Raw genomic sequence first — 6,342 nt, 5'->3', positions numbered from 1 at the left:
CTCCGCGGCGCGCCTCGCGCGGCTCGCGGTCGCCGGTGGGCGCCGTCGATGCCGCGGTCTCGACCGGGGCCTCGGCCACGGTCGCCACAGGCTCTTGCTGCTGCTTGTTGTCTTCGCTCACAGGTTCAATCCGCCCTCTCGAGCACCATCGGCAATTGCTGCCACGCGACCTGCGTAGCGGTTGCCTCCACGGTCAAATACGACATCGTCGATGCCGGCTGCCTTGGCACGCTCGGCGATGAGTTCGCCGACCTTGCGCGACTTGGCGGTCTTGTCGCCGTCGAACGTCCGGAGGGTGTCCTCCATGGTCGAGGCGGAGACGAGGGTGTGACCCTTCGTGTCATCGACAACCTGCACGAACACGTGACGGGCTGAACGGTTGACGACGAGGCGCGGACGGACCGCGGTGCCCTCGACCTTCTTGCGCAGACGCGTGTGGCGACGGCCACGTGCGGCAGTCTTCGTTGGACGAGCCATGGTTACTTACCAGCCTTTCCGGCCTTGCGACGCACGATCTCGCCGGCGTAGCGCACACCCTTGCCCTTGTACGGCTCGGGCTTGCGGATCTTACGGATGTTGGCGGCGACCTCGCCGACGGCCTGCTTGTCGATACCGGCGACCGTGAGCTTGTTGTTGCCCTCGACGGTCAGCGTGATGCCGACCGGCGGCTCGACGGTGACGGGGTGCGAGAAGCCGAGCGCGAACTCGACGGCGCTGCCCTTCTGAGCGACGCGGTAACCGGTACCGACGACCTCGAGGCCCTTGGTGTAGCCCTGGGTGACGCCGATGATCTGGTTCGCGATGAGCGTGCGGGTCAGGCCGTGGAGCGAGCGCGAGTTGCGCTCGTCGTCGGGACGCGTGACGAGCAGCTGTGCGTCTTCGAGCTTGACCTCGATGGGGCTCGCGACGGTGAGCTGGAGCTCACCCTTCGGGCCCTTGACGGTGACGTTCTGACCGGCGACGTCGATGGTGACGCCTGCCGGGATGTCGATGGGGAGTCTTCCAATACGAGACATGACTGGCTACCACACGTAGGCGAGGACTTCCCCACCCACGCCCTTCTTCTCGGCCTGGCGGTCCGTGAGGAGGCCGCTGGAGGTGGACAGGATGACGACGCCGAGGCCGCCGAGGACCTTGGGGATCTCGTTCGACTTCGCGTAGACGCGGAGGCCGGGCTTCGAGACGCGCTTGATGCCGGCGATGGAGCGCTCGCGGTTCGGGCCGAACTTGAGGCTCAGCGAGAGCGTCTGTCCGACGGCCGCGTCAGCGACCTCCCAGCCGGAGATGTAGCCCTCGGACTTGAGGATCTCGGCGATGTTCACCTTGAGCTTGGAGTGCGGCATCGACACGGTGTCGTGGTGCGCCGAGTTCGCATTGCGCAGTCTGGTCAGCATGTCTGCGACCGGATCTGTCATGGTCATATCGAGTGTTTCCTTTGTTCACCAGGTTTCGACATCCTGTGCAAGGGTGCCGACCTGTGGTGGTTGAACCGTTCTGGGCAGGAGTGCCCCGAACGGGCGGAAGCCCGGTCCTCGACATACACCGAGGACCGGGCAGAAGCTCAGCCTACTTGGACTCAGCCGCCTTGAACGGGAAGCCGAGCGCCTTGAGCAGCGCGCGACCCTCGTCGTCGTTCTTGGCCGTGGTCACGACAGTGATGTCGAAGCCGCGGACGCGATCGATCTTGTCCTGGTCGATCTCGTGGAACATGGACTGCTCCTGGAGACCGAAGGTGTAGTTGCCGTTGCCGTCGAACTGCTTGTCCGAGAGACCGCGGAAGTCGCGGATACGCGGAAGAGCGAGGCTCAGCAGGCGGTCGAGGAACTCCCAAGCGCGGTCGCCACGAAGCGTGACGTGGGCGCCGATGGGCTGACCCTCGCGCAGCTTGAACTGCGCGATGGACTTGCGTGCCTTGGTGACCTGCGGCTTCTGGCCGGTGATCTTGGTGAGGTCCGAAACAGCGCCGTCGATGACCTTGCTGTCGCGAGCGGCCTCGCCCACACCGGTGTTGACGACGACCTTCACGAGTCCGGGCACCTGGTGCACGTTCGTGAAGCCGAAGTCCTTCTGCAGCTGCGGAAGGATCTCAGCGCGGTACTTCTGCTTGAGACGGGGCTGGATTTTGCCAGTCGCCACTTCTGTGTCGGTCATTACAGGTCCTTACCTGACTTCTTGGCGTAACGAACGCGGACCGTCTTGGTGACGCCGTCCTTCGTGACTTCCTCGTTGCGGTGGCCGACCTTGGTCGGGCCCTTGGTCTCCGGGTCGACGAGCGCGACGTTGGAGATGTGGATCGAAGCCTCGACGGTCTCGATGCCGCCGGTCTTCGTTCCACGCTGGGTCTGGCCGACACGGGAGTGCTTCGTGACGTAGTTGACGCCCTCCACGATCACCCGGTTCTTGTCCGCCAGGACCTCGATGACGCGACCCTGCTTGCCGCGGTAACCACCGCGGTCCTGCTTCGGGCCGGAGACGACCTGAACCAGGTCGCCCTTCTTGATCTTTGCCATGACTTAGATAACCTCCGGCGCCAACGAGACGATCTTCATGAACTTCTTGTCACGAAGCTCGCGACCGACCGGTCCGAAGATGCGGGTACCACGGGGGTCCCCGTCAGCCTTCAGGATGACAGCGGCGTTCTCGTCGAACTTGATGTACGAACCGTCGGAACGACGGGTCTGCTTGCGGGTGCGGACGATGACCGCCTTGACGACGTCGCCCTTCTTGACGTTGCCACCGGGGATGGCGTCCTTGACGGTCGCGACGATGGTGTCACCGAGGCCCGCGTAGCGGCGGCCGGAGCCACCGAGCACGCGAATGGTCAGGAGCTCCTTGGCGCCGGTGTTGTCGGCGACCTTGACTCGTGATTCTTGCTGAAGCATTGTTCGCTTTCCTCTCAGTAAGCCGCGAGGCCTACTTGGCCTTCTCGAGAATCTCGACCAGACGCCAGCGCTTGGTGGCGCTGGTGGGGCGGGTCTCGCTGATCAGGACGAGGTCGCCGATGCCGGCGGAGTTCGCCTCGTCGTGAGCCTTGACCTTGGAGGTGCGGCGGATGACCTTGCCGTAGAGCGGGTGCTTCACGCGGTCCTCGACCTCGACGACGATGGTCTTCTCCATCTTGTCGCTGGTCACCAGACCACGGCGGGTCTTGCGGTAGCCACGAGCAGCGGCGTCCTTGACGTCGTGCTCGGCCGACTCGTGACCCTCGGGGGCCTTGTCAGTAGCGGTAGCCATGTCTAGGCCTCCTTCGTGGTCTCGGCGTCGGCTGCAGCGGTGTCCTCGGACTTCGGTGCGGCCTTGGCCTTCTTAGTCTTCTTCTCGGCCTTGGCCTCGACGACCTCGACGGTCGGCGTGGCACGGATGCCGAGCTCGCGCTCACGGATGACCGTGTAGATGCGAGCGATGTCGCGCTTCACGGCGCGCAGGCGGCCGTGGTTCTCGAGCTGCCCCGTGGCCGACTGGAAGCGCAGGTTGAACAGCTCCTCCTTGGCCTTGCGGAGCTCCTCGAGGAGGCGCTGGTCTTCAAAGGTGTCGAGCTCGACGGGGGTGAGCTCCTTGGATCCGATCGCCATTATGCGTCGCCCTCCTCGCGCTTGATGATGCGTGCCTTGAGGGGCAGCTTGTGGATTGCACGGGTCAGCGCCTCGCGGGCCAGGGTCTCATCGACTCCGGCGACCTCGAACAGCACACGACCCGGCTTGACGTTCGCGACCCACCACTCGGGCGAACCCTTACCGGAACCCATGCGGGTTTCGGCGGGCTTCTTGGTCAGCGGACGGTCGGGGTAGATGTTGATCCACACCTTTCCGCCACGCTTGATGTGACGCGTCATGGCGATACGAGCGGACTCGATCTGACGGTTGGTCACGTAAGCGGGCGTCAGGGCCTGGATACCGTACTCACCGAACGACACCTTGGTGCCACCGGTCGCCTGGCCGGAACGGCCGGGGTGGTGCTGCTTCCGGTGCTTGACTTTGCGTGGGATCAACATGGTTATGCCTCAACTCCTGCGGCGGCGGGCGCCTCAGCAGCTGCCTTGGGGGCGCTGCTCGGACCGGCGTTCCGACGGGGGCGGTCGCCACCGTCGCGACGTTCCGGACGCGTCGACTTCTGGTTGGCCTGCTCGCGAGCAAGCTCCTTGTTGGTGATGTCGCCCTTGTAGATCCAGACCTTCACGCCGATGCGGCCGAACGTGGTCTTCGCCTCGTAGAAGCCGTAGTCGATGTTCGCGCGGAGCGTGTGCAGCGGCACACGGCCTTCGCGGTAGAACTCGGAACGGCTCATCTCGGCGCCGCCGAGGCGGCCGGACACCTGGATGCGGACACCCTTGACGGTGGACGTGCGCTGAGCGCCCTGCAGACCCTTACGCATCGCGCGGCGGAAGGCCACACGTGCGGAGAGCTGCTCGGCGATGCCCTGCGCGACGAGCTGAGCGTCGGCCTCGGGGTTCTTGACCTCGAGGATGTTCAGCTGGATCTGCTTCTTCGTGAGCTTCTCGAGGTCGGCGCGGATGCGCTCGGCCTCGGCGCCACGGCGACCGATCACGATGCCCGGACGGGCGGTGTGGATGTCGACGCGGACGCGGTCACGGGTGCGCTCGATCTCGATGCGGCTGACACCAGCGCGGTCGAGCGAGGTCGCCAGCAGACGGCGGATCTTGACGTCTTCCGCGACGAAGTCGCTGTAACGCTGACCCTTCTTCGTGCTGTCGGAGAACCAACGCGACACGTGGTCGGTCGTGATTCCCAGACGGAAGCCGTATGGATTGACTTTCTGACCCATTACTTGCTCACCTTCTTGGCCTTGGCAGCGCCGGCAGTCTCATCAGGCGTCGAGAGCTCGACGGTGATGTGGCTGGTGCGCTTGAGGATGCGGAACGCGCGGCCCTGTGCGCGGGGACGGAAACGCTTGAGGGTTGCACCCTCATCGACGTACGCCTTCGCGATGTACAGGTCCTGCTCGTCAAGGAACACGTTGTCCTTGTCGGCCGTGACGCGAGCGTTCGCGATGGCCGAGGCAACGAGCTTGTAGATGGGCTCGCTGGCGCTCTGTGGCGCGAACTTCAGGATGGCCAAGGCCTCCTGAGCCTGCTTGCCACGGATGAGCGCGACGACACGACGGGCCTTCTGGGGGGTGACGCGGATGTGTCGCACGCGGGCGATCGACTCCACCATTTCTCTTCCTCCTTCACGTCACCGCGTTAGCGGCGACGGCCCTTCTTGTCGTCCTTCACGTGTCCACGGAAGGTGCGGGTGGGCGCGAACTCGCCGAGCTTGTGCCCGACCATCGTCTCGGTGACGAACACCGGGATGTGCTTGCGACCGTCGTGGACGGCGATGGTGTGACCCAGCATCGCCGGGATGATCATCGATCGACGCGACCAGGTCTTGATCACGTTCTTGTTGTTGGCCTCGTTCGCCGTGACGACCTTGCGGAGCAGGTGGTCGTCGACGAAGGGGCCCTTCTTGAGACTGCGTGGCATCTTCTCTTACTCCTACTTACGCTTCTTGCCGGCGGTACGACGACGAACGATGAGCTTGTCGCTTTCCTTGTTGGGGTGGCGCGTGCGGCCTTCCTTCTGGCCCCACGGGCTGACCGGGTGACGTCCACCGGAGGTCTTGCCCTCACCACCACCGTGCGGGTGGTCGATCGGGTTCATCGCGACACCACGGACGGTCGGGCGGACGCCCAGCCAGCGCTTCCGTCCGGCCTTACCCCAGTTGATGTTCGACTGCTCGGCGTTGCCGACCTCACCGATGGTGGCGCGGCAGCGCAGGTCGACGTTACGGATCTCACCGGACGGCAGACGGAGCTGCGCGTACGGACCGTCCTTCGCGACGAGACGCACCGATGCACCCGCGGAGCGGGCCATCTTCGCGCCGCCGCCGGGACGGAGCTCGATCGCGTGGATGACCGTACCGGTGGGGATGTTCTTCAGCGGCAGGTTGTTACCGGGCTTGATGTCCGCGCCTGCACCCGACTCGACCACGTCGCCCTGGCTGAGCTTGTTCGGAGCCAGGATGTACCGCTTGGTGCCGTCCACGAAGTGGAGCAGCGCGATACGCGCGGTGCGGTTGGGGTCGTACTCGATGTGAGCGACCTTGGCGTTGACGCCGTCCTTGTCGTTGCGACGGAAGTCGATCAGACGGTACTGGCGCTTGTGGCCACCACCGATGTGACGCGTCGTGATGCGGCCCTGGTTGTTGCGACCACCGGTCTTCGACAACGGACGAAGCAGCGACTTCTCCGGCGTGGTGCGGGTGATCTCCGCGAAGTCCGCGACAGACGAACCGCGACGACCAGGAGTCGTGGGCTTGTACTTACGAATAGCCATTTCTTATT

13 protein-coding genes are annotated in these 6,342 nt (G+C 64.7%); all 13 read right to left on the bottom strand.

What is annotated here, in order from left to right; genetic code table 11:
- Positions 1–117: 117 nt before the first annotated feature.
- The 13 genes from rplR to rplB all read right to left on the bottom strand — a co-directional run bounded on the left by rplR (position 118) and on the right by rplB (position 6,334).
- Positions 118–477 carry a 50S ribosomal protein L18 gene (gene rplR / locus IFT89_RS15250; RefSeq protein ID WP_064296693.1) on the bottom strand — a complete coding sequence of 120 codons (360 nt, stop codon included), beginning with the start codon at positions 475–477 and terminating at the stop codon, positions 118–120.
- Between the two features lie 2 nt (positions 478–479).
- Entirely contained in the window at positions 480–1,016 is a 537-nt protein-coding gene (gene rplF / locus IFT89_RS15245; protein ID WP_064296694.1) for a 50S ribosomal protein L6, read from the bottom strand.
- Between the two features lie 6 nt (positions 1,017–1,022).
- A complete protein-coding gene (gene rpsH / locus IFT89_RS15240) occupies positions 1,023–1,421 on the bottom strand; it encodes a 30S ribosomal protein S8 (protein WP_064296695.1) in 399 nt (132 codons plus the stop codon).
- Positions 1,422–1,566: 145 nt separating this feature from the next.
- Complete coding sequence (rplE, locus tag IFT89_RS15235) at positions 1,567–2,151, bottom strand: 50S ribosomal protein L5 (RefSeq protein WP_056008119.1); 585 nt, start codon at positions 2,149–2,151, stop codon at positions 1,567–1,569.
- On the bottom strand, positions 2,151–2,510 hold the full coding sequence (gene rplX / locus IFT89_RS15230; RefSeq protein WP_056008121.1) for a 50S ribosomal protein L24: 360 nt from the start codon (positions 2,508–2,510) through the stop codon (positions 2,151–2,153). Before rplX ends, rplE begins: the two co-directional genes overlap by 1 nt.
- Before the next feature lie 3 nt (positions 2,511–2,513).
- Positions 2,514–2,882 (bottom strand): 50S ribosomal protein L14, encoded by a 369-nt coding sequence (gene rplN, locus IFT89_RS15225; RefSeq protein ID WP_064296696.1) that lies wholly within the window; start codon positions 2,880–2,882, stop codon positions 2,514–2,516.
- A gap of 31 nt (positions 2,883–2,913) precedes the next feature.
- Positions 2,914–3,234, bottom strand: coding sequence for a 30S ribosomal protein S17 (rpsQ, locus tag IFT89_RS15220; RefSeq protein ID WP_056008125.1), 321 nt, complete (start codon positions 3,232–3,234; stop codon positions 2,914–2,916).
- A gap of 2 nt (positions 3,235–3,236) precedes the next feature.
- Positions 3,237–3,572, bottom strand: coding sequence for a 50S ribosomal protein L29 (rpmC, locus tag IFT89_RS20625; protein WP_079705264.1), 336 nt, complete (start codon positions 3,570–3,572; stop codon positions 3,237–3,239).
- On the bottom strand, positions 3,572–3,991 hold the full coding sequence (gene rplP, locus IFT89_RS15210; RefSeq protein WP_056008131.1) for a 50S ribosomal protein L16: 420 nt from the start codon (positions 3,989–3,991) through the stop codon (positions 3,572–3,574). The genes rpmC and rplP overlap by 1 nt, the downstream gene beginning before the upstream one ends.
- A gap of 2 nt (positions 3,992–3,993) precedes the next feature.
- Positions 3,994–4,782, bottom strand: a complete 789-nt coding sequence (gene rpsC, locus IFT89_RS15205) for a 30S ribosomal protein S3 (protein ID WP_064296699.1) — start codon at positions 4,780–4,782, stop codon at positions 3,994–3,996.
- Entirely contained in the window at positions 4,782–5,174 is a 393-nt protein-coding gene (rplV, locus tag IFT89_RS15200; RefSeq protein WP_056008137.1) for a 50S ribosomal protein L22, read from the bottom strand. Before rplV ends, rpsC begins: the two co-directional genes overlap by 1 nt.
- 26 nt (positions 5,175–5,200) lie before the next feature.
- A complete protein-coding gene (rpsS, locus tag IFT89_RS15195) occupies positions 5,201–5,482 on the bottom strand; it encodes a 30S ribosomal protein S19 (RefSeq protein WP_064296700.1) in 282 nt (93 codons plus the stop codon).
- Positions 5,483–5,494: 12 nt separating this feature from the next.
- Positions 5,495–6,334, bottom strand: a complete 840-nt coding sequence (rplB, locus tag IFT89_RS15190; protein ID WP_064296701.1) for a 50S ribosomal protein L2 — start codon at positions 6,332–6,334, stop codon at positions 5,495–5,497.
- Between the last annotated feature and the right edge of the window lie 8 nt (positions 6,335–6,342).

Source organism: Plantibacter sp. CFBP 13570 (assembly GCF_014841395.1).
Taxonomy (GTDB): domain Bacteria; phylum Actinomycetota; class Actinomycetes; order Actinomycetales; family Microbacteriaceae; genus Plantibacter; species Plantibacter auratus.
Note: the sequence above shows the minus strand (reverse complement) of the source record. Positions and strands in the feature narration are given on the sequence as shown.

What these genes read in the sequence shown, in the direction of transcription:
- rplR (WP_064296693.1), bottom strand. Translation starts at nt 477, where the DNA reads ATGGCTCGTCCAACGAAGACTGCCGCACGTGGCCGTCGCCACACGCGT.
- rplF (WP_064296694.1), bottom strand. Translation starts at nt 1,016, where the DNA reads ATGTCTCGTATTGGAAGACTCCCCATCGACATCCCGGCAGGCGTCACC.
- rpsH (WP_064296695.1), bottom strand. Translation starts at nt 1,421, where the DNA reads ATGACCATGACAGATCCGGTCGCAGACATGCTGACCAGACTGCGCAAT.
- rplE (WP_056008119.1), bottom strand. Translation starts at nt 2,151, where the DNA reads ATGACCGACACAGAAGTGGCGACTGGCAAAATCCAGCCCCGTCTCAAG.
- rplX (WP_056008121.1), bottom strand. Translation starts at nt 2,510, where the DNA reads ATGGCAAAGATCAAGAAGGGCGACCTGGTTCAGGTCGTCTCCGGCCCG.
- rplN (WP_064296696.1), bottom strand. Translation starts at nt 2,882, where the DNA reads ATGCTTCAGCAAGAATCACGAGTCAAGGTCGCCGACAACACCGGCGCC.
- rpsQ (WP_056008125.1), bottom strand. Translation starts at nt 3,234, where the DNA reads ATGGCTACCGCTACTGACAAGGCCCCCGAGGGTCACGAGTCGGCCGAG.
- rpmC (WP_079705264.1), bottom strand. Translation starts at nt 3,572, where the DNA reads ATGGCGATCGGATCCAAGGAGCTCACCCCCGTCGAGCTCGACACCTTT.
- rplP (WP_056008131.1), bottom strand. Translation starts at nt 3,991, where the DNA reads ATGTTGATCCCACGCAAAGTCAAGCACCGGAAGCAGCACCACCCCGGC.
- rpsC (WP_064296699.1), bottom strand. Translation starts at nt 4,782, where the DNA reads ATGGGTCAGAAAGTCAATCCATACGGCTTCCGTCTGGGAATCACGACC.
- rplV (WP_056008137.1), bottom strand. Translation starts at nt 5,174, where the DNA reads ATGGTGGAGTCGATCGCCCGCGTGCGACACATCCGCGTCACCCCCCAG.
- rpsS (WP_064296700.1), bottom strand. Translation starts at nt 5,482, where the DNA reads ATGCCACGCAGTCTCAAGAAGGGCCCCTTCGTCGACGACCACCTGCTC.
- rplB (WP_064296701.1), bottom strand. Translation starts at nt 6,334, where the DNA reads ATGGCTATTCGTAAGTACAAGCCCACGACTCCTGGTCGTCGCGGTTCG.